19 protein-coding genes and 4 pseudogenes are annotated in these 24176 nt (G+C 69.4%); 8 read left to right on the top strand and 15 right to left on the bottom strand.

Annotated features, from left to right (window positions below; all coding sequences use genetic code 11):
- Positions 1–149: 149 nt before the first annotated feature.
- The gene (locus ACFYM0_RS33435; protein ID WP_388508088.1) at positions 150–527 is read right to left on the bottom strand and encodes a hypothetical protein; all 378 of its coding nucleotides are present in this window, start codon (positions 525–527) and stop codon (positions 150–152) included.
- Between the two features lie 134 nt (positions 528–661).
- Between ACFYM0_RS33435 and ACFYM0_RS33430 the strand changes: the two genes are divergently transcribed.
- Positions 662–2071 (top strand): hypothetical protein, encoded by a 1410-nt coding sequence (locus ACFYM0_RS33430; RefSeq protein WP_388508086.1) that lies wholly within the window; start codon positions 662–664, stop codon positions 2069–2071.
- 85 nt (positions 2072–2156) lie between these two features.
- Positions 2157–2573 (top strand): PAAR domain-containing protein, encoded by a 417-nt coding sequence (locus ACFYM0_RS33425; protein WP_388508084.1) that lies wholly within the window; start codon positions 2157–2159, stop codon positions 2571–2573.
- 38 nt (positions 2574–2611) lie between these two features.
- On the opposite strand, the pseudogene ACFYM0_RS33420 reads toward ACFYM0_RS33425, so the two are convergent.
- From ACFYM0_RS33420 to ACFYM0_RS33380, 9 genes and pseudogenes are all read right to left on the bottom strand, one after another.
- A pseudogene (locus ACFYM0_RS33420) lies at positions 2612–2716 on the bottom strand (hypothetical protein); the annotation flags it as partial.
- 138 nt (positions 2717–2854) lie between these two features.
- On the bottom strand, positions 2855–5668 hold the full coding sequence (locus tag ACFYM0_RS33415; protein ID WP_388508082.1) for a stealth conserved region 3 domain-containing protein: 2814 nt from the start codon (positions 5666–5668) through the stop codon (positions 2855–2857).
- On the bottom strand, positions 5665–6669 hold the full coding sequence (locus ACFYM0_RS33410) for a hypothetical protein (protein ID WP_388508079.1): 1005 nt from the start codon (positions 6667–6669) through the stop codon (positions 5665–5667). The genes ACFYM0_RS33415 and ACFYM0_RS33410 overlap by 4 nt, the downstream gene beginning before the upstream one ends.
- Positions 6662–8431, bottom strand: coding sequence for a stealth family protein (locus ACFYM0_RS33405; RefSeq protein WP_388508117.1), 1770 nt, complete (start codon positions 8429–8431; stop codon positions 6662–6664). The genes ACFYM0_RS33410 and ACFYM0_RS33405 overlap by 8 nt, the downstream gene beginning before the upstream one ends.
- 168 nt (positions 8432–8599) lie before the next feature.
- A pseudogene (locus ACFYM0_RS33400) lies at positions 8600–8740 on the bottom strand (transposase); the annotation flags it as partial.
- A 338-nt stretch (positions 8741–9078) separates the two neighbouring features.
- Positions 9079–9777, bottom strand: a complete 699-nt coding sequence (locus ACFYM0_RS33395) for a CE1759 family FMN reductase (RefSeq protein ID WP_388508078.1) — start codon at positions 9775–9777, stop codon at positions 9079–9081.
- A complete protein-coding gene (locus ACFYM0_RS33390) occupies positions 9774–10871 on the bottom strand; it encodes an LLM class flavin-dependent oxidoreductase (protein ID WP_388508076.1) in 1098 nt (365 codons plus the stop codon). The genes ACFYM0_RS33395 and ACFYM0_RS33390 overlap by 4 nt, the downstream gene beginning before the upstream one ends.
- Before the next feature lie 239 nt (positions 10872–11110).
- Positions 11111–11368, bottom strand: coding sequence for a hypothetical protein (locus tag ACFYM0_RS33385; RefSeq protein ID WP_388508074.1), 258 nt, complete (start codon positions 11366–11368; stop codon positions 11111–11113).
- 169 nt (positions 11369–11537) lie between these two features.
- A pseudogene (locus tag ACFYM0_RS33380) lies at positions 11538–11857 on the bottom strand (hypothetical protein); the annotation flags it as partial.
- Between the two features lie 970 nt (positions 11858–12827).
- Between ACFYM0_RS33380 and ACFYM0_RS33375 the strand changes: the two are divergent.
- Both ACFYM0_RS33375 and ACFYM0_RS33370 read left to right on the top strand, forming a co-directional pair.
- Positions 12828–13565 carry a hypothetical protein gene (locus ACFYM0_RS33375; RefSeq protein ID WP_388508073.1) on the top strand — a complete coding sequence of 246 codons (738 nt, stop codon included), beginning with the start codon at positions 12828–12830 and terminating at the stop codon, positions 13563–13565.
- Between the two features lies 1 nt (position 13566).
- Entirely contained in the window at positions 13567–15252 is a 1686-nt protein-coding gene (locus tag ACFYM0_RS33370; protein ID WP_388508070.1) for a hypothetical protein, read from the top strand.
- A gap of 154 nt (positions 15253–15406) precedes the next feature.
- Here ACFYM0_RS33370 and ACFYM0_RS33365 read toward each other — a convergent pair whose 3' ends face one another.
- The 4 genes from ACFYM0_RS33365 to ACFYM0_RS33350 all read right to left on the bottom strand — a co-directional run bounded on the left by ACFYM0_RS33365 (position 15407) and on the right by ACFYM0_RS33350 (position 19233).
- Complete coding sequence (locus tag ACFYM0_RS33365) at positions 15407–16432, bottom strand: FUSC family protein (protein ID WP_388508068.1); 1026 nt, start codon at positions 16430–16432, stop codon at positions 15407–15409.
- 674 nt (positions 16433–17106) lie between these two features.
- A complete protein-coding gene (locus ACFYM0_RS33360; protein ID WP_388508066.1) occupies positions 17107–17778 on the bottom strand; it encodes a class F sortase in 672 nt (223 codons plus the stop codon).
- Positions 17775–18626 (bottom strand): hypothetical protein, encoded by an 852-nt coding sequence (locus ACFYM0_RS33355; protein WP_388508063.1) that lies wholly within the window; start codon positions 18624–18626, stop codon positions 17775–17777. Before ACFYM0_RS33355 ends, ACFYM0_RS33360 begins: the two co-directional genes overlap by 4 nt.
- A 172-nt stretch (positions 18627–18798) precedes the next feature.
- Positions 18799–19233, bottom strand: coding sequence for a YbhB/YbcL family Raf kinase inhibitor-like protein (locus tag ACFYM0_RS33350; protein WP_388508060.1), 435 nt, complete (start codon positions 19231–19233; stop codon positions 18799–18801).
- Between the two features lie 911 nt (positions 19234–20144).
- Here ACFYM0_RS33350 and ACFYM0_RS33345 point away from each other — a divergent pair.
- Positions 20145–20603 carry a hypothetical protein gene (locus ACFYM0_RS33345; RefSeq protein WP_388508058.1) on the top strand — a complete coding sequence of 153 codons (459 nt, stop codon included), beginning with the start codon at positions 20145–20147 and terminating at the stop codon, positions 20601–20603.
- Between the two features lie 653 nt (positions 20604–21256).
- Here the strand turns inward: ACFYM0_RS33345 and ACFYM0_RS33340 are convergent.
- On the bottom strand, positions 21257–21475 hold the full coding sequence (locus ACFYM0_RS33340; protein ID WP_388508114.1) for a cold-shock protein: 219 nt from the start codon (positions 21473–21475) through the stop codon (positions 21257–21259).
- Positions 21476–21823: 348 nt separating this feature from the next.
- Here ACFYM0_RS33340 and ACFYM0_RS33335 point away from each other — a divergent pair, with 348 nt between their 5' ends.
- The 3 genes and pseudogenes from ACFYM0_RS33335 to ACFYM0_RS33325 all read left to right on the top strand — a co-directional run.
- A complete protein-coding gene (locus tag ACFYM0_RS33335; RefSeq protein WP_388508055.1) occupies positions 21824–22267 on the top strand; it encodes an MFS transporter in 444 nt (147 codons plus the stop codon).
- 576 nt (positions 22268–22843) lie between these two features.
- Complete coding sequence (locus ACFYM0_RS33330; RefSeq protein WP_388508052.1) at positions 22844–23107, top strand: DUF4404 family protein; 264 nt, start codon at positions 22844–22846, stop codon at positions 23105–23107.
- Positions 23108–23626: 519 nt separating this feature from the next.
- A pseudogene (locus ACFYM0_RS33325) lies at positions 23627–23740 on the top strand (IS5/IS1182 family transposase); the annotation flags it as partial.
- Positions 23741–24176 lie beyond the last annotated feature (436 nt).

Here is a 24176-nt window from a genome sequence, read left to right as displayed (position 1 = left end):
GAAAGGCCGTCCCTGCGGGGTTCGTGGATTCAGTGTCTGCCCGTGGAGGTTAGAGGAGGGCTAGAGGAATCGGTGCGAAGGACTGTCCGTTCAGGATGTCTTTGTTTCCTTTCTTCCCGAGGCACAAGGGAAATGGCCGCGGGCCGGGCTCAGACGACTTCCGTGCCGCTGATGCCGACCCGGACCGTGTCGGTGCCGTCGAGTGACACCCGGTAGCGGCACAAGGAGATCGGCCGCCTCATCGCCATGTCATGCCATCCGAACCCGCTGAAACACAACCACACCGGGGAGGTCTGGTCCGGCCCGATGGTGGCGGTCGCTTCGACCCCCACGTGGTCGCGCAGCGCCACTGTGCACTCCAGGTGCCCGGTACCCGGGCGGGGCATGAAGCGGAACGACACGGTATCCGCCCGGATGAAGACCATGCCGTCGCGGATCTCATTGCACCCGATGTCGAATTCGAGCAACTCGGAGTCGCCCCACAGGTCCGGCACGGAGTAAGGCTCTGTTGTCACTTTCACATCCATGAATGCATTCTCCAGCCCGCCGGACCGTCTCGAAGGGTGTCGGCCGGTCGTCTGCACGAACGCGAAAGGGGTCTGCCCGTCGTCCTGACCGGGTGTCGGTGCCCGGCCAGGACGCGCGGCCCGAGAGTGGCTCCATGGGAGTCATCGCGTCGCTGGACGATCGGGAAATCGCCGTAGAGGCCGGCGAGAGCGCGACGTGCGCCGTCCGCCTGCACAACGACGGTCGCACCGTCGACACGTTCACGCTGGACGTGCTGGGAGAAGTCGCCGCCTGGACGTCCATCGAGCCGGAGAGCGTCAACGTCTTCCCCGGTGATGACGCGGTGGCCGTGGTCACCTTCGCCCCTCCCCGCTCGGCCGAAGTGCCCTGTGGGACGAAGGCCTTCGCCCTGCGCGTCATGGCGCAGGAGGACACCGACGGGTCGGTGATCGAGGAAGGCACCGTCGAGGTGCTGGGCTACTCGGAGGTGGCGGCCGAACTGGTACCGCGCACCGCCCGCGGCGCCCGGACGGCGCGTACCAAGCTGGCCGTCGACAATTTCGGCAACGGGCCGGTCACGGTCCAGTTCACGGGCAAGGACGAGAGCGGGGCCGTCGCCTTCTCCTTCAAGCCGGCCCAGACGGTCGTCGAGGGAGGGACCACCCAGCTGATCCCTGTCCGGATGAAGATGAAGCAGCGCTTCCTAACCGGGCAGCCCAAGACCGTACCCGTCGAGATCGGCCTGACCGCCTCGGACGGCGCCAAGCTGGAGACCACCGGTGTGGTGGTCCAGCCCGCGCTGTTGCCCCGCTGGTTCCCCAAGGCGTTGACCTTCGCAGTGGCCGGAGTGATCCTACTGACCGTAATGGGGCCCGTCCTCTTCGACGCCAGGCCGACCTCCAAGGCCATCAGCGGGGGCCGGGCGGATGCTGCCGGCGGCCCTGGTACAGGCACCGGAGCCGGTGCCCAGGCATCACCTTCTCAGGGCCCGTCGCAAACGCCCGGAACCCCCCCGTCGCCTACGCCGCAGCAGACCGGCGGGGCGGCCCAGGGGCAGGGACAGAACGGGGGCCAGGCACCGCCGGCCGGCTCCACCGGCGGGGGTGGAGAAGGTGGCGCCGGCGGCTCGGGTGGTTCCGGTGGTTCCCAAGGCGCGTCCACCGGTGACCGGTCTGACGGTTCCGGAGGCGCCGCCAAGCCACCGGCCGGCGGAGGAACGCAGACGGTCTCGGAGAACATCCGCATCCCGGGCCGGGGCAACACGGACAGCTCCGGCTTCCTGACGAGCAGCCGTGTGGTGGGCCCCGGTCAGACCATCACGGTCGGCGAGGTCGTCGTCAGCAACCAGGTCGGTTCCGCCGGCACCATGGAAATCCGCAAGGACAACACCGTCCTGCTCGAACTCGATCTGGCCACCACGCCGAGCAGCTACCGCAAGCACTTCCCCACCCCCATCACCTTCAAGTCCGGCGAGAAGATGGTGGTGGCCGTCCAGTGCGAGTCCGAGAGCGGCACGTGCACGCCCGGTGCGCTCTTCCCCTCCGCCAAGGTAACCAAGGGCTGAGCCACGCGTACGCCCCTCCTGCACAGCGCAACTGCCCTCCCGGCCCGCTCCCTCTGATCCCCCGCTCCCGAAAGGCTGGTACGACATGCCCCGACTTCCGGCGGCCCGGCTCGGTGACAAGGTCACCGGCACCGACATCCACATGGTGATCCCCCCTCCGCCCAGCCCTCCCACCCCCCAGCCCATGCCGTTCCCGTACCAGGCCACCCTCACGGGAGGCTGCTGCCCCACCGTGCGCATCGGCGGCAAACCTGCGGCGACCCTGTCCACCACGGCGACGATCAGCCCCCCGCACGTTCCTCCCGGCCCGATGGCGTTCGCGCCCCAGGTCCCACCCCCCACGAACACGGGCACCGTCATGAAGGGCAGCGCGAGCGTCCGCATCGGCGGCAAGCCCGCGGCACGCGTCGGCGACACCGTGCAGACGTGCAGCTTCCCGGCGCCCGCGCCCAACGGGCGGATCATGCCGCCCGTCCCGCAGCACGGGGTCAGCATCGGCTGAGCGGCCCGACCGGTGCGCAGCGGCACCGGTCGAACCGCTCACCGGCCGGTGGCCGCGGTGCGGGCAGGACGTCGGTCGTCCCACGAGGGATCGGGCGGCCCGATGACGGCGACGTCCGCCACTGCGGGGTGGTCGGCGAGCGCCTGCTCGACCGACTCGGGACGAGGGTCTCGCCGCCCGTGCGGGGCGTCCGTCTTAGGCTCCCCTCGGCAGTGCCGGCGCGCGACGCCACCGGAGTGCCGCGGCCGAGCCGATGCCGGCGGCGCCCGGAGAGCCGAGCCTCAGCCCTTCTCGAACCGTGACGGTACCGGGAAGTAGGCGTTCAGGAAGGCTCGTACCACGCGGTGCTGTTCATCCTCGGGCACTTCGGCGTCCGCCGATTCGCCGATGCAGAAGACGTCGCGATTCCGTTGGGCGAGCAGCCGACCGAGCACGGAGTGGTGCTCGCGGTCACCGGCGTCCACGTAGCCGCAGGCGAGCGCGGAGGGGACCGACGTCCCGGTGAGGTATCCGTAGTGGTGGTGCAGGGACGAGGTGATCGAGAGGTCCGTTGCGGACCGGAACGGGGCGCTCGCGGTCGCGGACACCTGGTCGGGGAACCTGTCGCCGATCTCGGCCAGCACGCTGCGGCGCAGCGGGTGGGGTGCGTGGAGGAAACCGTGGGTGGCGACGCGGCCGAAGGCCTGCTCCAGCAGCGCGCGGTTGTTCTTCGCCGCGGCGAAGTAGCCCTCGTCGTCCGGGGTCCTCGGACCCGGCGGGACGGCGGTCGGCGAAAAGAACATCTTCGCCGTGCCGTTGCTCAGGAAGAACGCGCCCGGGGCGAGCGGACGGCCGAGGAAGACGTCGTCGTTGACGTAGAGGAAGTGCTCCGACAGCCCCTCGACGCGGTGCAGCTGGCTCTCGATCGCATGGGAGTTGAACGTCGGCAGCCAGGACGGCTCCGGGAAGAGGTCCCGGTGGGAGACGACCTCGAGGCCCGGCTGCCGGGTGTCCAGCCACTCGGGGATCTGATCGTCCGTGACGAGGTGGATCGTGCGCACCCACGGCGCGAACATCTGGAGGGACCTGAGCGAGTAGCGCAGTTCGTCCCGGTTGCGGAAGCGGACGTCCCCGCTGTCGGCGCCGTCGAAGGGCATGCCCATGCGGCGCCGGACGCGGTCGCGCCGCTGCCGCCAAGCCGGATCGGTGTCGTCGACCCACGTGTAGACCACGTCGATCGGGAAGTCGACGTCGGACATCAGTCTGCGGGTGAACGCGGCCGTCGTCGGGTAGGCCCGGTCACCGATCGTGAGCGTGGCGGTGGGTGCCAGCGAGGGGAGGCGGCGGCCGACGAGCGTCGGCAGGCGCGGGCTGCTGTGCCACCCGTCCTCGTCCTCCTCCCAGAACTCCACCCTGCAGCCGTAGGCCGGCCCGTACCGCAGGGTCCGGCTCGAAGTCGTGACGGGCTGGAAGATCCGCACGCCGGCCACGTCACCGACGGTGTCCAGGCACTCGGCCAGGACCGCGCCCGGTGCCGCGCCGCGGGGGGTGATCAGTTCCCCGTAGACGGGCTTGCCGTGCAGCAGGGCGGCGAGGGAGCCGAGGGCGCGTCCGCGGTGCTCGACGGGAACGGCCAGCGAGTAGTGCGCGGTTCCGCCGTCGCGGACGAGCACGAAGGGGACGCCGGCCGTCGTGAGGGCGTGGGAGGCGATCTCCAGGTTGAGGCGGGCCATCGTGGGGGCGTCGATGTCGTCCCGCTCCTCCGCCAGCCGACCCGCGGAGCGGATGAGGGTGCGGCTTCGGGCCTGGATCACCAGCTCGCGGGCCTTTTGCTCGGCCGTTGAGTCGGGGAGCAGGCTGACCGGCGCGGCGAGGCCGAAGCTGCCGGTCCCACCCTCCGTGATCCGCCTGGCGGCACGGTCCGCCCGCGCCGCCAGGCGTGCGGCGGTGTCGCGGCCGGTGAGGAGGCCCTCGAAGAGCCCTTCCCACCGGGCAGTGATCTTCTCGCCCGAGAAGCGCTCTCCGACGCCGGTGCGGGCGGCCCTTCCGAAGGCCCGGCGGCCGTCGTCGTCGCCCATCAGACGAGCCGTGGCCTCGGCCAGCGATTCGACGTCGCCCGCCGGTACGAGGAATCCGTCCACACCGTGCCGGATGATCTCGGCGGGGCCGGTGACGACGTCGTAGGCGATGGCGGGGACGCCCGCGGCGAACGCTTCCACCAGGACGAGCCCGAACGCTTCGTTGCGCGACGGCAGCAGGCACAGGGCCGCTTTGGCCCACTCCTCGTCCATGCGGTCCGTGCGGCCCATCAGTTCGACCCTGGACTGGAGTCCCAGTCCTTCCACGAGTTGGCGGAGCCGCACCTGCTGCGGGCCGTCCCCGAAGATGCGCAGCGTCCAGTCGGGGAAGTCGCCGCAGACGAGGTGGAAGGCACGGATCGCATGGTCCACCTGCTTCTCCGGCGTCAGCCTCGCCGCCATCACGATCGTCTTGCTCTCGAGGTCCGAGCGGGGTCGGTAGCCGTCGGGCAGGGCGTTGGGGATGACGGTGAGTTCGGGCGCCGCGTCCCGGAGCGATTCCGCGAACCAGTCGCGGGTGCGCTCGGTGAGGGAGACGAGGGCGTCGACCCGGGGGGCGTAGACGAGGAGGGGTTCGCCGGAGGTGCCGCGGAGCTGGGAGGCGCGGTGCTCTTGGTGGACGGTGACGACTCGCGCGGGCGCGAGCTCCACTGCGGCGGCCATCAGGGCAGGGGTGGTCGTGACCAGCACGTCCGATTCGAGGGAGCCGAGCGCTGCGGTCATCTCGATGTCGGAGAGCCGGTTGAAGGCGCCCTCCCAGGACGGCTTGACGATCTCGCTGGGAAGCGAGACCAGGGTGTGGCAGGCCGCCTCGTCAAGGGTGGAACTGCGGGTGGGACGAGCGGCGGGGCCGGTCTGGTCGACGAGGTAGCGCCGCTTCACCTTCCGGCCCGCTTCGAAGAACGGCTCCGGCCGCGTTTTGAAGATGCTGAGGACCTCCACGTCGTGGCGGTCGGCGAGCTGGTTCGCCTGGGTGTACACCGCCATCTCGGTGCCGCCCATTTCGTCCGCCCAGGTGAGCAGGTAGGTGACCTTCACTGGAGTTCCTCCGGGCTGCGGGCTGCTGACAGGTGGTCGGCGCAGTCGACGACGAAGGCGCCGGCAGCGGTGACGCGAGGGTGGACACGCACCACGGAGCCGTCGGCGAGGGCCACGATGCGGAAGGCGGAGCGGTGGACCCGCCGGAGATGCCGGACGTCCGTCAGCTTCCGGGCGATCTTCAACCGGGTGCGTCCGGCCCGGAGATACAGGTCCCAGGTCGGTGCGTGCCCGGGTGCTGCGCGCATCGCGGCGAGGGGGAGGTCGAATGCGAAGCGGTCGCCCTGCCAGTCGGGGCGGACCGTGACGGGGTGGCGGGGGCCGCCGCGCGGCACGGCCTGCGCCGTCGTGTCGGCGGTGGGGGTTGCTCCGACGAGGCGGCCGTGGACGGTCACGCGGTCCCAGAGGGTGTCCAGGGATACCAGTTCGGCGTGCGGGCGGGGACCGCGGACCTTCAGCAGCGCGAAGTCGTCGAGGGACCGGACCACCCGGAACGTCGCCCCGTCGGCCGGCGACGGGCAGTGGTCCAGCGTGGGGTCGTCGGGAGGTCCCTGGACGGCGGCGGCAGCCCTGACCTCCGTACGCCGGGACCGGCCGGCGGGATCCGTGACGATGAGGGCCGCCCGCCACAGGCCGTCGCCCAGCACGGGCCCGCGGGCGCCGGACTCCGGGTGGTCCGCGTGGCGCAGGGGGGCGGTCACGGTGAGCAGCACGGTGCCATCGGTCCGGGGTTCCGGTTCGAGGGGAGTCTGCACGCGGTCGGCGCCGCATTCGAGGACGAGGTGGGCCGTGCTCACGCTGTCGCCGGGTACGGCCACCGCGAAGTTGAGGGTCCGGCCGCCGGCGACCGACAAGTGCAGGGGGCGCAGCCACGGCCGGGGACGGATGCCTCCGGAGAAGGCGGGGACCGTGTGCGACTGCCGCGTCCGGCGACGGAGACGTACCGCGGCCCGGTGGACGCGTCTGGCTGCGCCCACGGCGTGGCGCAGGGGCCTACTCACCGGTACCTCCCGGTCGGGCGGCGTTCGTGTCGTTCCCGCGCTCGTACGGGCCGGGCACCGGGAAGTAGTCCTCCAGGAACGGGTGCATCAGCGCCTGCTGTTCTTCGGTGTCCTGCCCCGTGGAGACGGTGTCGTTGATGCAGAAGACGTGGCGGTCCCGGTGTGCGAGGAGTCGGTCCAGGCGGGTGGGGGTGTTGGGCTGGGAGAGGTCGAGGTAGTCGTACCGGAGGTCGCCTGGGACTGCGCGTGCGCTCTGGTAGGCGTAATAGTGGTGCAGGCTCGACGTGATGGACAGGTCGTCGATGCTGCGGAAGCGGTTGGCGGCGGTGACGGCGTGCGGCGTGCGGAACTTCTCCTCGATCTCCGTCAGGATGCTGCGGCGCAGGGCGTGCGGGGTGTGCTTCATCTTCTGGGTGAACGTGGTACCGAATTGGCTCTGGAGCAAGGTCCGGTTGTTCTTGCCGGCCGCCGCGACGGGAGGGTCGTCCGTGTGGGGCACGCCGAGCGGGACGAGTGCCGATGAAGGGAAGAACTTGCCGATCCCGTTGGCGTGGAAGAAGTCCTGGGGAACGGTGGGGCGCCCGAGGAAGACGTCGTCGTTGAAGTAGAGGAAGTGCTCCGACAGGCCCTCGATGTGGTGGAGCTGGCTCTCGATGGCGTGCGAGTTGAACGTGGGCAGGAGCCCCGGGTCGCTGAAGATGTCCCGGTGGCTGATCACCTGGAGGCCTGGGCCGGACGTGTCGAGCCAGTCGGGTGTCTGGCCGTCGGTGACGAGGTAGACGGTGCGGATCCACGGGGCGTACTGGTGCAGGGACCGCAGGGAGTAGCGCAGCTCGTCCCGGCTGATGTAGCGCGCGGCGTTGGCGGCTTCGGCGTGGTAGCCCGTGCCGCCGGCCGCGGCCCGGCGGCGCAGCCAGTCCGGATCCCCGCCGTCCACCCAGGTGTATACGGCGTCGATGGGGAAGCGGACCTCCTCGGGGAGCGGGTCGGCGAATTCGGCGCGGGTGCGCACCTGGAGCGGCGCGGTGCCGGCGGGGCCGGCGAAGGGGGACGCCAGGCTGGTGAACAGGGCGTCGGAGACCTCGACGGGTGCGGTGTCCAGCGGGACCTGTGCCGTGGTCCGGTTCGGGCGGGGGGCGATCAGCTGCCCGTCCTTGCAGGTCCAGAACTCGATGTCGCAGCCGTACTCCGGGCCCAGCACGAGCTGCAACTGCGGGTTGCCGTAGTACCGGGTCAGACGGATCACGTCGGCGTGCGCCAGATCGCGCCAGGTGGACGGCAGCCAGCCGCGGCATCCTGCGCGGGCCTTACGCCCCCGCCCGCCCGCCGACGAGACGTACGTGGGCCGGTCCTTGCACAGCTCGGCCAGCGCCTCGAACACCGCGGGGCGGTCGTCGGCCGACACTCCCAACGCCGCCGCGCTGTCGCTCAGGCCCCGGACGGCGAAGTAGTCGACTCCCGCCCGTTCCAGGGCCGAGCAGACGGCGGCGAGATTGCGCCCGCGCGCCTGGAGGGGAGACAGGTCCGGTACGACGGCCACCGCTCTCGGTACGCCTTCCACCGGGCACAGCACGCGCCCCCGTCCGGAGGACACCTCGGGGAAGCGGCGCGCCTCCCAGGTCGCCCGGAGGCCCGCCACGGCTCCCCGGGCGGACGGCGCGGCGGCCAGTCGTGCCTTGACCTGTCTGCGGGTCTGCGGGCCGATGCAGTCCGCGAGGGTCCGGCGTACGCGCCGCGGCAGGCCGCGCCGGTACGCGCGCACCCACCACGACACCTCGGGGTTCTGCCGCAGCGCTATTCCTGCGGATTCGTGTGCGGCCGGATCGGATCTGCGATCGGCCAGTGCGTCCCGATTCACCAGTGAACCTCTCGCGGGGCGGCAGACGGAATGGATCTGCCCCCACTGTCGGCCGGGCCGCATTCCGCCGAATCCGCCGATCGGCCCCCTGCCGCGGGGGACGTCGCTTCCCCCACCGGCCCGGGCGGCGAGGTGGGCGGCGCTGGGGAAGGAGGTGCAGTCGCCGACGCTGACCAGGAGAACGGCTGCGGTCCTGACGCCGGCTCCCGGGACCACGACGGTCTGCTCGTCCAGGGTGTTCTCACGCGCCAGGCCGTGGGAACGGCAGGGGAGGGGCAGGGGGACGGCGGGCTAGCGAACCGCCGGCGAGCCCACCGCGCAGGGGGGCGAGGAGGGGCCCTGGCCGGCATCGGCGGCCGGGTCGTTCCCGAGCGCGACGTCCGTACGGTCCACCTGCTCACCGTCGCCGCGCTCCACGAGCGCCTGAGGACCGGCAAGCCCCGGGACCCTCCGATGCCGACCCCCTGTTCACCTGTGTACCGGGCGGTCTCGGGGGCACCGGAGGGTACGACGGCCTTGCGGACAGCCAGGAGCAGGGGTGAAGGCGGACGTCATTCGGCGCGTAGTGCGGCGAGCCGTTGTTCGAAGGGGATGACCCGGAAGCCGTCGGCCGGGTCCACGGAGGTGATGGCGCCCGTCAGCGATCGCGGGGCGATCGCGGCGGTGGTGTCCACGTCCGGGACGGCTGCGGCGCCTGTGGCCGGGGCCGGTTCCGGGGCGGCGCGGGCCGTGAAGCGGGCCAGTTCGGTGCCGGCGCGGGTGATCCGGCGGTCCAGGCCCTCTTCGCCCCAGTCCTCCGAGGCCGCGTACACGGCGGTTGGCAGGACGAGCGCGCGCAGGTAGGTGAACAGCGGGCGCAGGGCGTGCTCGGTGACGAGGGAGTGGCGCGCGGTACCGCCGGTGGCGCCGAGCAGTACGGGCTTGCCGGTGAGGGCGTCCTTGTCGATGAGGTCGAAGAAGGATTTGAACAGGCCGCTGTAGGAGCCGGCGAAGACGGGTGTGACGGCGATCAGGCCGTCCGCGGCGGCCACCGCGTCGAGGGCGGCGGCCAGCGTGGCGGACGGGAAGCCGGTGACGAAGTGCCGGGCGATGTCGGTCGCGAGGTCGCGGAGTTCGATCACCTCGACCTCGACCTCGACCTCGACCTCGCCCGCCTCCGTCCGTCGGAGGGTCGCGGCCGTCAGGCGGTCGGCGAGCAGCCGGGTGGAGGAGGGGGTGCTGAGCCCTGCGGATATGACGACGAGCTTCATGCCTGGACCGCTTCCTCGGTGGTGCGGGCCGCGGCGACGCGGGCGGCGTGGGTGGGGGCGTCCGGGACGCCGGCCGGGCGCAGGCTCGCGAATTCCTTGCGGAGCACGGGTACGACTTCCTCGCCGAGCAGGTCGAGCTGTTCGAGAACGGTCTTCAGGGGCAGGCCCGCGTGGTCCATCAGGAAGAGTTGGCGCTGGTAGTCGCCGGCGTACTCGCGGAAGGAGAGGGTCCGCTCGATGACCTGCTGCGGGGAGCCGACGGTCAGGGGCGTCTCGGCGGTGAATTCCTCCAGCGACGGGCCGTGGCCGTACACCGGCGCGTTGTCGAAGTACGGGCGGAACTCGCGGACAGCGTCCTGCGAGTTCTTGCGCATGAACACCTGGCCGCCGAGTCCGACGATGGCCTGTTCGGGGGTGCCGTGACCGTAGTGGGCGTAGCGCTCGCGGTACAGCTTCACCATCTGCTCGGTGTGGGAGGCCGGCCAGAAGATGTTGTTGTGGAAGAAGCCGTCGCCGTAGTAGGCGGCCTGCTCGGCGATCTCGGGCGAGCGGATGGAGCCGTGCCACACGAAGGGCGCGACGCCGTCCAGGGGGCGCGGGGTCGAGGTGAAGGACTGCAGCGGAGTGCGGAACTTGCCCTTCCAAGTGACGACGTCCTCGTCCCACAGGCGGCGCAGCAGCGCATAGTTCTCGATGGCCAGATCGATGCCGTCGCGGATGTCCTTGCCGAACCAGGGGTAGACCGGTCCGGTGTTGCCCCGGCCCATCATCACGTCCATGCGGCCGTCCGCGACGTGCTGGAGCATCGCGAAGTCCTCGGCGATCTTCACCGGGTCGTTCGTGGTGATCAGCGTGGTCGACGTCGACAGGACGAGCTTCTCGGTTCGGGCGGCGAGGTAGCCGAGCATCGTCGTGGGAGAGGACGGGACGAACGGCCGGTTGTGGTGCTCGCCGGTGGCGAAGACGTCGAGGCCGACCTCCTCGGCTTTCTGTGCGATGGCGAGCATCGCCTTGATCCGCTCGTGCTCGCTGGGCGTCCGTCCGGTCGTCGGATCGGTGGTGACGTCACCGACGGTGAAGATCCCGAACTGCATGGCTGGCTCCCGTTCAATGTTGTTGACTATTCAACTATATCGATAAACGGGAGGTCTGGCCAAAGCATTCCCGAGGGGGCTTGGGCGCTGCGACCGGGTGGGGTCGAGTCCGCCCGCCAGCAGACCGTAAGGCCGGCACCGGGCTGCTGCATCGACGCATCGCAGCGACGATGTGCCTAGTGCTGCGTCGGGGGTCGGCGGCGGGGCCGGACGATGACCGGTGGAGCGCGGGACGCACGTCAGCCAACCTTGAGGCTGAAGGACCAAGTGGCGTTGGTGCCGTCCTTGGCGATCTGCTGGGTGAAGTCCTGGTCAGCGGCGGCGTTGGAGGCGGCCGCGGGCGGGGCGTCGGCCGCATGCGCCAGGGCTGCGCCGCCGATCGAGACGATGGGTACCGCCAGGAGCAGTGCGGCACACGCAGCGGTGCGCAGGGTGCTGCGACCGGGGCGTGCGGAACCGGAGGGGCGGTCGGTCGAATGGACATGACGTTCCTTCATGTTGGACTTTGCCTGTCCCTCAAGCGATATTCCGCCATGACCACCGGGGCCTGCTCCAACGGACAAGAGGAGGGGTGCCGTCCTCCTGACGAACGTCATGTGCCGCCCGCGGGACCGGCCTGCCCCGCGGGCGGCACGGCCTCAGCCCGCGGACCGGGCCCGGCCCCGCGGCGGCCTGCACGGCCGCCTCGGCCGGAGTGCGGGCCCCGGTCGTGCTCAGACCCCCGCTGCTCTCCAGGTGGGCGCGGACGAACCACTGGAAGAGCTCCAGCCGCGCCAGCTGGCCGATGAGCATGTCGTGGGTGACGGGGTCGAGGACGTCCGCGTCGGTCAGTGCGGCCCCATGACGTTCCAGTGTGCGTGCTTGAGGGTGAGCGCCAGGTCGTTGAGCGCATGCAGGCGCATCTGCAGTGCGCCGATCAGCGGGGTGGACTGTTCCTTGCTGAGTCCGGGAACAGTGAACGGGGCCTCCTGGGGGGACTGGATCATGGGAAAGTACTCCTGAGGCCGTGAGGTCCCCGACCGGCGTCGACGCACGCATCCGTCCGCGTCCGTCCGCCGGGTGCCCGACGGCCGGGCACCGCCTGGTCGGGAGACGCGGTTGACCAGGCCAGGCTAGGTCGCCGCCGGGGCCCTGAACTGCCCCGATCGGCGCCCTCGGAGGATGGCTCGGCGCAGCCCGTCGACCTACGTCCTTTGGTCGGCGGGAGGGCACGACAGCGGGACGGCACAGGATCCGACGCGGCTCAACGCCCGCCGACCACCGGTCGCACCGGCAGTTCTACGGCCACCGAGGGCCCGTGGGGCACTACGCCCTTCAGGATGACTCGCCCGCCCGCCCGCCCATGCCCTCCGCCCGGACCCGCTGCGACGACATCCCGAGGTGGCCCTCCTGGGCCTTCGCGACTCACCAGCGGCGCGGAAGACCAGCTCGTCCACGGCAGTGGGGCCGGCACTCCGGAAGGAGAACTCCACCTCGAAGCCGCCCCGCCGCGCCCCTCCTCGAACAGGGACCGCAGGGTCGCTTCAGGCCGGCCAGTTCGACCTGGTCCGGTGCAGCTCCTTCACCGGCGAACGGAGCTGCCCGGGCCATCGGCGAGGGCGGACTCCAGGCGGGTCAGGTGGCCTGTGGTGTCTCCTCGGCCCGTCCCGCCCCCGGCCCATCTCCTCCACATGGAGCTTCGCAGGCAGCACGCTCTGCAGGGCGCCGTCGTGGAGCACCTCGAGGATCCGTCCCGCCCGTGCGACGTGCCCGATCCGATTCCGTGCGTGGTCCGGACATGCACACATCGGCTCGACCGTACCCATATTCATGTGCCTCTCCGTCTACCCCAACAGACCCGGGCCAGAGGCCTTCGCGCCCTAGGCTCCGACACATGCCCAGTTCGTCACAACGGGAAATCAAGAATCCGCCCGCCGCCGCGACTCCCGCAGCGCCCGCAAAGGAAACATGACACTCATGGAAAACATTGTCCAGCCGAATGAACTCTGGGTCACCCATCTCGCATCCGGGGCACTCGACGATTCGGTCATCGCATGGCACCGGGACATGTGGCTGTCTCATCGGGGTGACCTGGTTTCGTTCAGGTCGTGGCTGAACGGCCATTCCGTGTGGGCTCCCGACCACCCCGAAAATTGGGCGGGGGTTGCAGCTCTCTGCACACAGACATCGGAAGTTCCGGCGGAGTCGATCCTGGCCGCCTGGGTGTGGCGTGCCGCTTTCCTCCGCCTGGCGCACTACAGCAAGTCAGCCGAGTTCTTCGCGTACATCTCCGACTGTGACGACGAGGCCCGCGCCGCTTACGTGGTCCATTCTCTCGAACTGCACAAGAGCCAGCTGAAGGACTGCGTGCCCGCACTCACGTCACACCCCCATGGATTCAGCGAGCTGGCTCTCACCATGAACCTGAATGTCCTCGAAAACCTTCTGGCAAGAGCAGACGAGCATCACGTAACGGAACCCGCCAGGGGCGAAAGTGGGTCGACGGATTCTCGAAATGCCGTGCTGGAGGTGGGCGGCCCTCAGATCGGCCATAAAAAAGAAGTCGAAGCCGTCGAAAACCTTTTGGATTCCTACGTGGAAGCCATGAAGGGGCAGATACCGGAAGCGATGGACCGCGGTATCGCAGCCCAGATTCTTGCCCAAGCCCTCATCGGGCAAATTACACAGAAGATGACCGACACGGGAGTCAAGTGACATGGAAATCGAGAAGAAGGAAGAACGGGAATTTCAAATTCTGTGCGCAACCGAGGCGAGGAGGCTGCTCGATACACATGGAATAGAGTACACCGAAAAACAGCTCATCAAGCTGTACCGAACCAACTGGGTCGACCGTGGAGACATTATGGTCGAACTCATCAAGAAGCGTGTCAATGTCGAAAAGAGAGCACCCGTCGGAAATAGTTGGAAGAAGGTTAGGAAGCAGGGGAACCAGAGCGGGACTTTCGTCGAGAAGTATGGTCTTCGAAAGCCTCAGGATCGGCACGAAATATCGAAGACGCTCGCGACCCGCGTCTGTACCGCACTGCTCGCCAAGCTCAACCTGGGTGCCGAAATACAGGCGATGATGTTCGAGGACGGGGACATCGTCCTTGCCGCGAACAAATCTGACGCCAACGACCACATCAGAAAGGTCGATGTCAAGGGGATCATCTCGGCCTACGCTCAGGAACTTGACGGCGAGAAATGGAATATAGAGCGGGAAGATCAGGCCGCCATGGCCCACGAGGCAGATCAAGTGCGGCAGGTGGACAAACTGATAAAAAGCGAAAAGTATCGCACCGAGAAGTCTCGGGAGGCCGCAAACGAGCAGCACCGTGTCATCTTCCTCAAGTCCCTCGAAACGATCGCCAAGCGCAGCCTCGTAAAGCACGGTGGAGGCGTTGCCGAATTCCAGTCATGGGTGACGGACCCCAATCGGAACCATGGAATATTCTGGCTCAGTACCGAGGGAAAATGCCACGCAGAGCAGGCCCTCGTGGCAGCGCTCCTCGCGAGCGGCATGAAAACCCCGGTCACCATCGCGGGCACTAAAAGGAACTGCACCACGTGTTGGCTTCTCCTCAAATTTTCAGTCGATCACTCCTTGCTCACTCTGACGTACCCACTGGGTGACAGCCCGCCTGGCGGATATTGGTCCGAGTCGTCTCGCGACAGCATGAAGCAGCTCATGGAGAATGGAGCAGAGTTCATGGATGAAAGAGGTTGGGAGCATCGCGAAGACGACATCACGGACGACGTACGAAAAGAAGCCAAGGAAATGGTCACCGCCGCACTCGTCGATACATTCGACACGTGGCTGAACGAAAACTTCCCGAAGAGGAATTACGGAACCCGGATCATTAAAAAGAGCAAGGATGAGCGCGGAGCCGTACCGAGCCCATTGGAAAGGAGAACCCCCTCCTTCACTCAGTCCGATGACGAGCGGATGCAGGAGGATAACGAGGGCGCAAAAGACAATGAGAAATTCAAGGTCAAAGTACCCAAGCAGAAAACCGAGGATAAGTCCCTCCGCCGTTTCAAGATCGTGAAATCGAGGCAACTTGGCGCTGATGCTCTGAAGCTGGACCAAGTGTGGGTGTGGGACGAGGTGAAAATAGTCGCAAAATCAGGAGGGGAACGGTACGCGACGACCACCTTCGAGGTGGATGGAAGTGGGAAGCTCTGGGTCAGGGTCAATTTTGGGAGCAGTGTCAAGGAACTGCCAACTGTGCGTGTCGGGGATTTGATACTCAAGGAGGGGGAATCCTGCGAATTCAGTGGAGTCCTCAAAGTGGGGAAGTCATCCTACAAGAGCGATGAATATGAGACGAGGAAGCGCTCGACGGAAGACCCCGGGGACGATGCGGAGCTCGCCCACAAGAAGAAGAAACAGAAGAAGTAGGTAAGTGATCAACTGCCGTGGACCGCTGTGGGAACTCGCTGCATCCGAGGCCCTTGGTTCCCGCCAGGCCGTAGCGAACTCGCATGAGGTCCGTGGTGAGCGACAGCTGTTGGGGCAGGAGAGGAGGCAGGTAGCCCGTACCCGTGGAAAGGGCTCAGCGGTTCGGGTCCAGGGCATCGAGGATGCGCAGAAAGGGACGGCGCAGGACAACCACGGCGGGCCGGGAATCCGTGCGCGCGTAGTCGGCGAGTGCGGTGCGGGCGGTGGCCGCGGCTGACCCCGGGTCGGCACCGGACAGTGACCGGCGGATCGCCTCGGCCGTGGGGGCGGCGAGCCGCACGAGTCGGGGCGCGGCGTCCGCCAGCACGGGGACGAGGTCGGGCCGGTCGGCGAATGCCGCGACCTCCTGGGCCAGCGTCGACACGTGGGTGGCGAGCAGCCCGGCGGTCTCGACGGCCCGCGCCAGTCCGGCCACCTCCCGACGGTGGTGACGGCGCAGGGGGTTGAAGCGCAGCAGGAGCTCTGCCTCGTGTGCCCGCGCGGCATGGGCTTGGACCACCGAGCAGCTCTCGGTGGTGAGGGTGAGGTTCTCGCGGGCTGGTACGGGGCCCGCTCCCACGGCCGCCACGCAGCCGTCGAGGGCGGCAGTGAGGCGGGTCCGGCAGTCGTCGGCGAGGCGGGTCAGGACACGGCGCGGGTGGGGCGGCCAGAGCAGGGGCGCGAGCACGATAGTCACCACGGCTCCGGCCCCTGTCTCCCACAGTCGGTGGAAGCCGTAGGCGTCGGGGGAGGGGTTGGCGAAGACCAGCAGGGAAGATACGGCCACCTGGAGGTTCAGCCCGCCGGCCCGTAGGACCATGCCCAGCGCCAGTCCCGCGGCCAGCACAAGAGCCAGGGCGGTGGTGGAGGGGCTGACCACGTTCAGGACCGCGATGCCCAGCAGCACACCCGCGAAGACGCCGAGAACGCGTTGGAACGACACGACCAGCGCGTTCATGGGGTCCCCGCGCAGGGCCACGAGCGGCACGATGGCCGCGTAGACCGGCGGCTGGTCGGCGCCGAGCCACAGGGCCACCTGCCATCCGACGACGGCGGTGACCAGGATCCGGGCCGCGGCGGGTCCGTCGGCGGCCACGATCGTGCGGATGCGGTCCGAGTATGCCGCGACGGGTGTGCCCACGCTGCTCATCCGTCCCTTTCACGGTGCGGTGGGGGAGAACGGTAGGGGCAGTGTGGCCTCCGTGCCTCCCGAGGTGTGCGAGGCGTACGGAGTGTCGTGGCGGATCCGCGATCAGGCGGGCCGCCGGACCGGAGGGGCGCGCCGCGAGCCACGGCCCCAGCCGGGCGACGCGTGCGCTCCTGCGCGCGGGGACGCGGGTGTGCGGAGCGACTCCGGTTACCGGTGGTGTAAGAGAGCTGGTCACGCGGTGTCGCTTCCAGGACGTAGCACGGGCCGTCCTGGTCAGCGCTCACTCGACGCCGCGCTAAGTCGGCCTGTGCGGAAGCCTGTTCGCCGCCGAGCCCGAGAACCGGCGGGGGATCGGTCCGTACGGCGCGCCCGTTGCCCCGGCGCATTCCGTGGTGGACAGTCTCGGCACCATACCCACCACCGTCCCGTGACTGCCTGTCGTCTTGGGGGAGTCGCCGGCGCTCCGACCCTGACGGCACCCCGAGCGGTCCCCGCCCCGATTCCCCGTGCGGCGGGGGCCGCTCGCGCCCGCAGACGGCTGCCGCCGTGGTGCGGCGCCGTCTGCGGACCGGGTCAACGGTAGTGGGCGTGTGCCGGTTCGTCAGGCCTGACCTGTGAAGACGGGACGACCGGCGTAGTCCCGACGGACGCCGTGCGGCCGCCGGTCAGGGGGTGGAGGAGGCGAGGGTGGCGTAGACGACGAGGTTGTCGAGGTAGCCGCTGCCCGTCGGGCCTGCCGGGACGGCGCAGGTCACCAGCCGGAGCTGAGGCGTGTTCGTGGCCCCGTATACGGCCTCGGAGGGGAAACGGGACTTCCGGTAGATCTCCGATTTCGTCACCTTGAAGACCGCCGTGCTGCCGTCCGCGCGTACCGCCTCGATCCGGGCGCCGGGCCGGAGCTCGTGGAGGCGGTAGAAGACGCCCTTGCCGTACGAACCCACCGTGACGTGGCCGAGTAGCACACTGGCGCCGGTCTCGCCGGGAGTGGGGGAGCCGTCGTACCAGCCGGCGGGGGAGTCGGCCGCGATGGGAGGCACCCTGACCGTGCCGTTGGCGGCGAGCCCAAGTGGGACGACCTTGCTGTCCACACCGATCGAGGGGATCTCGATCCGTTCTGGCGCGGACCGGGCCATGGCGGCGGGCTGCGCGGGCCCCGCAGAGGCCGGGGCCCCGACGGCTGGGATGTCGCCGTGCTGTGGGAAGGCGAGGGTGGTGAGGGCGGCCGCCACCAGGACCAGGGCGGCGCACACCCACAGCCAGACGCTCCGCCGCCGGTTGCGCTCTTGGTGCGCTGCCCCGGCGGGATCGGGCGTCGGCTGGGCAGGGAAGCCGCTCACCGCTTGTGCGCCCGCAGCCGGCGGCGGCCGAGGAAGCCGACCGCGCCGGCCGCTGCTGCCAAGCCGACGCCCTCACCGGTCTTCTGGAGCGGGCTCTGCTGCCCGCCGTCGGCCACCACACCGGTGTCGGGCGCACCGCTGGGGATGCGGTCCGGGGTCGTGGGCGCGACGGGCGTCGTGGGTGCCACGGGCGTCGCGGGCGTAGCCGTGTGCGTCGGAGTCGGAGTCGGAGTCGGAGTGGGCGGCGGAGCGACGGAGAGGTCGGTGGAGAACTGCGGGTGGACCGGAGGGGCCCCCGGGATCGTGCTCTTGGCCGTACAGGTGACGGTGACCGGGTACGTCGTCGGCTTCACGGCGTCGGGCCGCACCTGTGCCGCGGCTTCGAACCCGGACGGGTCCGAGGTGGCGATCGTTGCCTGTCCGCCGACGAATGCGTTCGAGGTGATCGAGTCCACGGCGATGGCGCCGGAGGGGCACGTACCGGAGATGTCGAGGCTGTCCGACGTCAGGATCTGGTGCCGGCCGAGGGCGGTCGACTCGATCACGAGGGACCCCGGGGTGGTGCTGCCGGTGTCCGGCGTACCCCCGCCGCCGAGGGCGGCGCCCCCGCCGTCCGTGTCCGTGCCGGAGCCGTTCGCCGCGGTGCCGCTGTCCGCGCTGCCCGTGCCGGAGCCGTTCGCGGTGGTACCGCTGCCCGTGCCGCCGCCGTCGGCGGTCGGCCCGTTCGCGAGAACCGTGACGTTGTGGATCGTGGGGGCCGCAGCGAATGCCTGCGTGGCTCCGGGGAGTATCAGTGCGGCCGCTCCGATGGCGGTTGTCGCGATACCCGTTGCAATGATCGACCTCATGCCCTGTCTCCTTCTGAGCGCGTTCCAGGCCGGATCCCCGATGGGGGCGCCTGCAATGTCGCGAGGCCCACTCTTCGCCGGGTAGGGGTGTCCCGTCGTGGTCCGATCGGGGGACCGGCCGGTGGATACGCGGTCTCTGAGGGGGGCCGCCGGGCAGCGGACCGACGCGCGGTCAGTCCCGCCGGAGGAGGCCCGTCAGTACCGCCTGCCCCAGGACGTGACCCGTCATGGAGGCTTCCCATTCCCGCCTGCCGGCCGTGTCGGAGAGGTCGAGCACCGTGTCCAGGGCGTACAGCGTGAAGAAGTAGCGGTGGGGGCCGTCCCCGGGCGGCGGCGCCGGTCCGATCCAGGTGTTGGTGCCGCGGGTCGTCCGGCCCACCACCGCCAGGTGGGCGTCCTCCCGGAACAGGCGGCGCTGCACCGCCGGGATGTTCCACAGCACCCGGTGGTCGAAGTTGCCGTCCGGGCGCCGGTCCCGCGGTACGTCCGGGTCGTGTACCACCCTCGCCAGGCTGACGGCCCCGGAGGGCACGTCGTCGAACAGCAGTGGCACGGGAGACTCACTGCCGTCCACGGAGTGCCGGGCTCTCGATTCTCGTGCCGCCATGCTCTCGGAAGACGGGTCGGTCGGCCCGGCGAGAACCCTGCTCCCCTCCGGTCCGGTCGGCCCCGGTGCCGGAGCCGGGCGGGTGGGCGACCCGCCGTACGGGGACGGCCCCAGGCGTGAGGCCTGGGCAGCAGGTGCGGCTGGGTCGGGAACTCGGCGTACCCGACGGCGGCCCGGTAGCCACCGGTATTGCACCGCAATAAATGGCTCTATATCTATTTATCGATAGCGTGCGGCTGTTGCCGGGAGCTGAGGTGCGGCGGACTGTGCTGAGCGGGTCTACTCACAGACTGGTTACTGCCGGCTCTTTCACGCCGGAGAGCGGTTGCCGCATCAGCCGTGCATGCTCCTCATGTCACGAACGGTCCTGCACCGAGCTGCTTGTCTTCTTGTTGAGCAGTGCATCCGGTGTGCACTTCCGAACCTACGGGGTGCACCGACGGGCCGGATGGACCAATCGGCCGGGATGCTGGGGGGAGCGCCCCGTCCTCCGGCAGGCCCCCTCAGAGGTCTTGACGGCGCGGAGAACTCACACTGTCGTTACCTGCCGGTAGTCGGTTCAACGAGATCTGGAATGCGCTCGTGTTCCACTTCACCGAACGCGCGCCGGTATGGGGGACGAGCGGGCCGAGCGCTTACCAGATCCCGGTCGGTCTCAACCGAGTGATCACATGTGGCGGATTTTCGTCCTCACTTTCTCCTCCACCACCGTTATGAGAACGCCAGGTCGCAGCCGTCCACCCCCACGGGGAGCTGTGCGACACGGGATGCCGTGGTGGTGCACGGCTGCCCGGACGTCGGCGGACCCTGGCACGAGCCGGGGCCGGGGCCGGCTTCCCGAACGCTTCCCCCGAAGCCTTCTCCCGGTGTTCCTTGCCGGGAAGTGACGTGGGCCCCTGATCGTCGGTGTGGTGACTTCGCTCGGCATACCGGCTTTCGAGGGGGCTCTATTGTCGACGAACTTGCTCGTTTCGACGGCGACGTCGCCGACGGTGTTGTTGGTCGCGCCGCCGAGCCGGGCGGTGTTCTCCTTGAACGTGCTTCGAGTGACCTTGGTGGTGGCCCCGTTGCGGCTGTCGATGGCACCGCCCGGGCCCGTGGCACGGTTGTTGCGCAGGGTGCTGTGCGTGACAGTGAGGCTGCGGGGCCCGCCGCCGTTGAAGATGGCCGCACCCACGGTGCCCGTGAAGTTTTCGGCGAAGAGGCTGTCGATCAGTGCGGCTTCTCCGTTGCTGCGCAGCCCGCCGCCGTCGGCGGTCGAGGTGTTCCTGAAGAAGGTCGCGGCCCGGGGGCTGAGCTTCCCGTCGTTGAGGAGCCCGCCGCGGTTGGTCGCGGAGGAGCCGTTGCGGAGGGTGAGATGGTCCCCGTGAGGCTTCCGGTGGCACCGGCGTGGAGCAGGTGGAAGGCCGTGGTGCCGGCGTGCATGATCGTGGCGTCCTGGCCGTGGATCGTCACGGCGGTGGTGATCGGGGGCAGGCCGTCCGGCCCTCCGCCGTTGTTGGGGGACAGGACGTAGACGCAGCGCCTGGTCAGCGAGAGGTCCCGCCACCGGCCGCGTTCACGTCGCTGATGGCGGCCACCAAAGCCAGGGCCTGCGGACGGGCGAGCGCGGCAGACTTCGCGGTGGCGATGGTGACGAGGAGGGGTCGCCGCCGCGATGGCTGCGGTCCTGGTCCGACTCATGGGTGAGGTCTCCTGGCGGGCGATCGACACCATCCGTCGGGGGTACAGACCGGGCGCCGCGGTTCCTGCGGGGAGGATTCCCCTCTGCGGATCGTGTCTTGAATGGGTCGCGCCATTCTTGCCACGCGTACAGGGCATTTCCGGAATTCCAGTATGAGGAAATGGGTGATCCATCGAGTCGGCGGCAGAAATGCGGGCTCGGGTGGAGATCGCGTCGCGGTGCGTCGCCGCCCGCAGCCGCACGAGCTTGACCCCGCCGTCGGTGCGACGAACTAGTCGTCACGCTGACGGCGGGGTCACCTGAGGTCGCCAGGCTGCCGGGTCTGAGCTTGTCGAGGCGTCAGACCAGGGGGAGGGGAGCGACGACCACGTTCACGGCCTGAAGGCCCTTCGGGCCCTTCTCCACGTCGAAGGTGACCCGGTCCGCCTCATTGAGCGACTTGAAGCCTTTGCCGATGATGGCGCTGTAGTGGACGAAAACATCAGCGCTCCGATTCTCGGGGGTGATGAACCCGAAACCCTTTTCGCCGTTAAACCACTTGACTGTTCCTGCTGCCATTGCTTTCCCACTTCTGGTGATTGTTGAATCAGCGTGGCCTTGGATGAAGAATCCCCGGAGCCCGCCGATTCCGATGCCTCCATCACACACCATGCGGCTCATTTCCCCACCCCTCGTCCGGCCAATTGACAGGGCAGTCAGACGGGCACGACGACTGATCAATGCGCGATCCGTCCCGGTAAGCGTCGTGCGGGCGCGTGCCGTCGGTGGCACGCCCTGTGCGAGGCCGTCCCCCTCGTCCTCGCGGGTCCCGCTCGGCGATCGGTACGGCCCCAAGCGGATACTCCGGACCGGTCAGGCCGGCTTCACCGCCGCCTCGACGGTCTGCGCGCTGGCTCCGGCACTGCGGTGCTGGTCGCCAACCGGGCCGTCCAGAGCGTGGCCGCGGCGCTGATCGCACCGCAGATCATGTCGCTGATCGTCCACCTGTTCCCCGCCGAGGGGCGGGGCCGGGCGCTGGACGCGTTCGGTGCGGTCAGTGGTGCGGCGTTGGCCGCCGGGCTGCTCGCCACCTGGACCTGCCGGCGGGGGATCTTCCTGCTCAACCTGCCTGTCGGTGTCGTCGGGTGGATCGCCGCGGCCCGGCTGCGGCCCGACTGGACAGCCCGCCCGGAGGCGCCGGCTGGACCTGTGGGGCGTCGTGCTCAGCGGCCTGGGCCTGACCGCGTTGGTCTGCGGCGCGCAGAGCGGCGAGGCGTACGCCCGGGGCAGCGTGACCCGGCCGGTCACGATCCCTTCGATCCTCGCCTTCGGACTATGGGCGTGGCCTACGCGGCTACTTCCTGCCCCTGATGATCTACGTGCAGAACGACCTCGGCTACAGCGCCCCGGCTGCAGGAGCCGCCACGGTCCCGATGTTCGCCCTGACCTCGCTCTGCGCACGGTTCGCCGGCACGCGGTCCGGCGCCGTCGGCCCCCGCGCGCTCGCGGCACTCGGGTGCGTCCTCCTTGACCGCGGGCACCGGATCCCTCGCCCTGCTGCTCGACCGGGGCACCGGGCTCGCAGTGCTGACGCCCTCGCTTCTGCTGTGCGGAGGCGTCGGCGGCGTCGGCATCGGACTGCCCGACCCCGACCCCGGCCCCGACGGTCTAGGCATGGCGGATGACCGATGGGCGGATACTCGGTGCGCCCCGGTTCCCCTAGCTTCGACGGACGGGTCAGCGAGTGGCGGCCCCTCAGTTGCCCTTTCGGCCGGACTTCGTTTGCGTCGGGGCAGCAGCACCCGGGTGCAGGGTGACGTCAAGGGACGGCCGTTGCCCTGCACCCTCGTGTCTGCGGGCGTCCACCTCGTGCCGCGTCGGGCGGCCGGTGCCACGATGCGACCACAGCCCGCCCGGACCGGCCATGCGCACGAAGGATGATCAAGATTGTCGGCACGTGAACTGGAAGGGCGGTTGATCTCCCTGCGCGAGCAGTTGGAGCGTCATCCCTCCGTCTCGCTGAAGGACCGCGAACACCTTGAAGGGTTTCTTGAGCAGGTCGAACGGCGGGGCACGGTCGATGCGGCCGCCCCGGACGGTCGTGTGGGAGAGGCCGTGACGCTGGCGGCAGAGAGGTTCGATCTGGGCCACCCCGCTCTGGCCGCGACCCTGCAGAGCATCGGAGTGGCGTTGGCGAACATGGGGATCTGACACGGGACCCCGGCCGGACCACGGCGCGGCCCGTCGGCCGGGCCCGCGCCTACGCCGAAGCGGGCTTCCCGGCCCGGCGCGATGCGTGTCCGACCCGTAGTACCGGCAGCCGGACACCTGGAGTCACCTCTCCGGGCAGTCACCGCAGCGGCACGGCCTGTTCGGGCGAACGGTGAGATGGCCCCGCTGGAGGAGGAGGCTCTGGTCCTCCGGCCCCTGGTGCAGCCAGCGGGTGAAGGACCTGCGGCACGTCGCTATGAATGCTCTCACTGTGTCTCCGTCTCTAGTCCGCGCCGAACCCTAGGCGCACCCGAACGGCGGGCGGAAAAGGATGGGATCGAAGCCGTCCGAAGCCGTCCGAAGCCGCGGAGGATGCGGTTCGAGCCGGTAGCGGCGCAGATGTGCGAATGGTTCGGGCCCGCACAGGGCCCCGACCAGGTTCTCCTCCGTGGGGCGGCTGGGTGAGGACCGACCGTCGGATCACCCGGAGGACCTCGGATCCACTGATCCGAGTAGCCCGAGAACTACCGCTGCTCCACTGCTCATCAGGTCGTCATCGACGCCGACACCGACCTCGTCGTGGTGGTCGGCCGGCCACTGCCCGGAAACCGCCACGGCTCACGCGGTTGGGAGGCAGCCGCGGGAGACCCTCCGCGACGGGCGCCTCTCAGGCGACAGCGTCCATCACGCCCGTGTAGCGGTGACTCCCGTACGGCGGCACCACGTCCGACACGCCTCCTCCTCCCGGACGGACACCCTCGAAGATCAACCCATCCCCACCCGGACACCGTGACAGCACCCTGCGGTCGGCATCAGCACGAGCAGGAGTGCAGGAGCGCAGGAGCGCTGAAGGCGCTTCGCTGCGTACCCGGCCTCCAGGACCCTGTACACCGAGTGGGGCCCTGATGCTGGGCGACCCGGATCGGGGCCGACGGCACAGGCCGTCTCGGCCGGCGGGGCCGGGAGTTCGCCTCGGTTTTCGCCCGTGTCGAGTTACGGCGCCCGAAGCCCGTCAGCAGCACGCTCGACCGGATGGTGGCCCTCACCAATTCGGTGTGGCTCGGTCCCG

The sequence above is a fragment of the Streptomyces sp. NPDC006487 genome (assembly GCF_042870555.1).
Lineage (GTDB): Bacteria > Actinomycetota > Actinomycetes > Streptomycetales > Streptomycetaceae > Streptomyces.
This window is presented reverse-complemented; position numbering and strand designations above follow the sequence as displayed.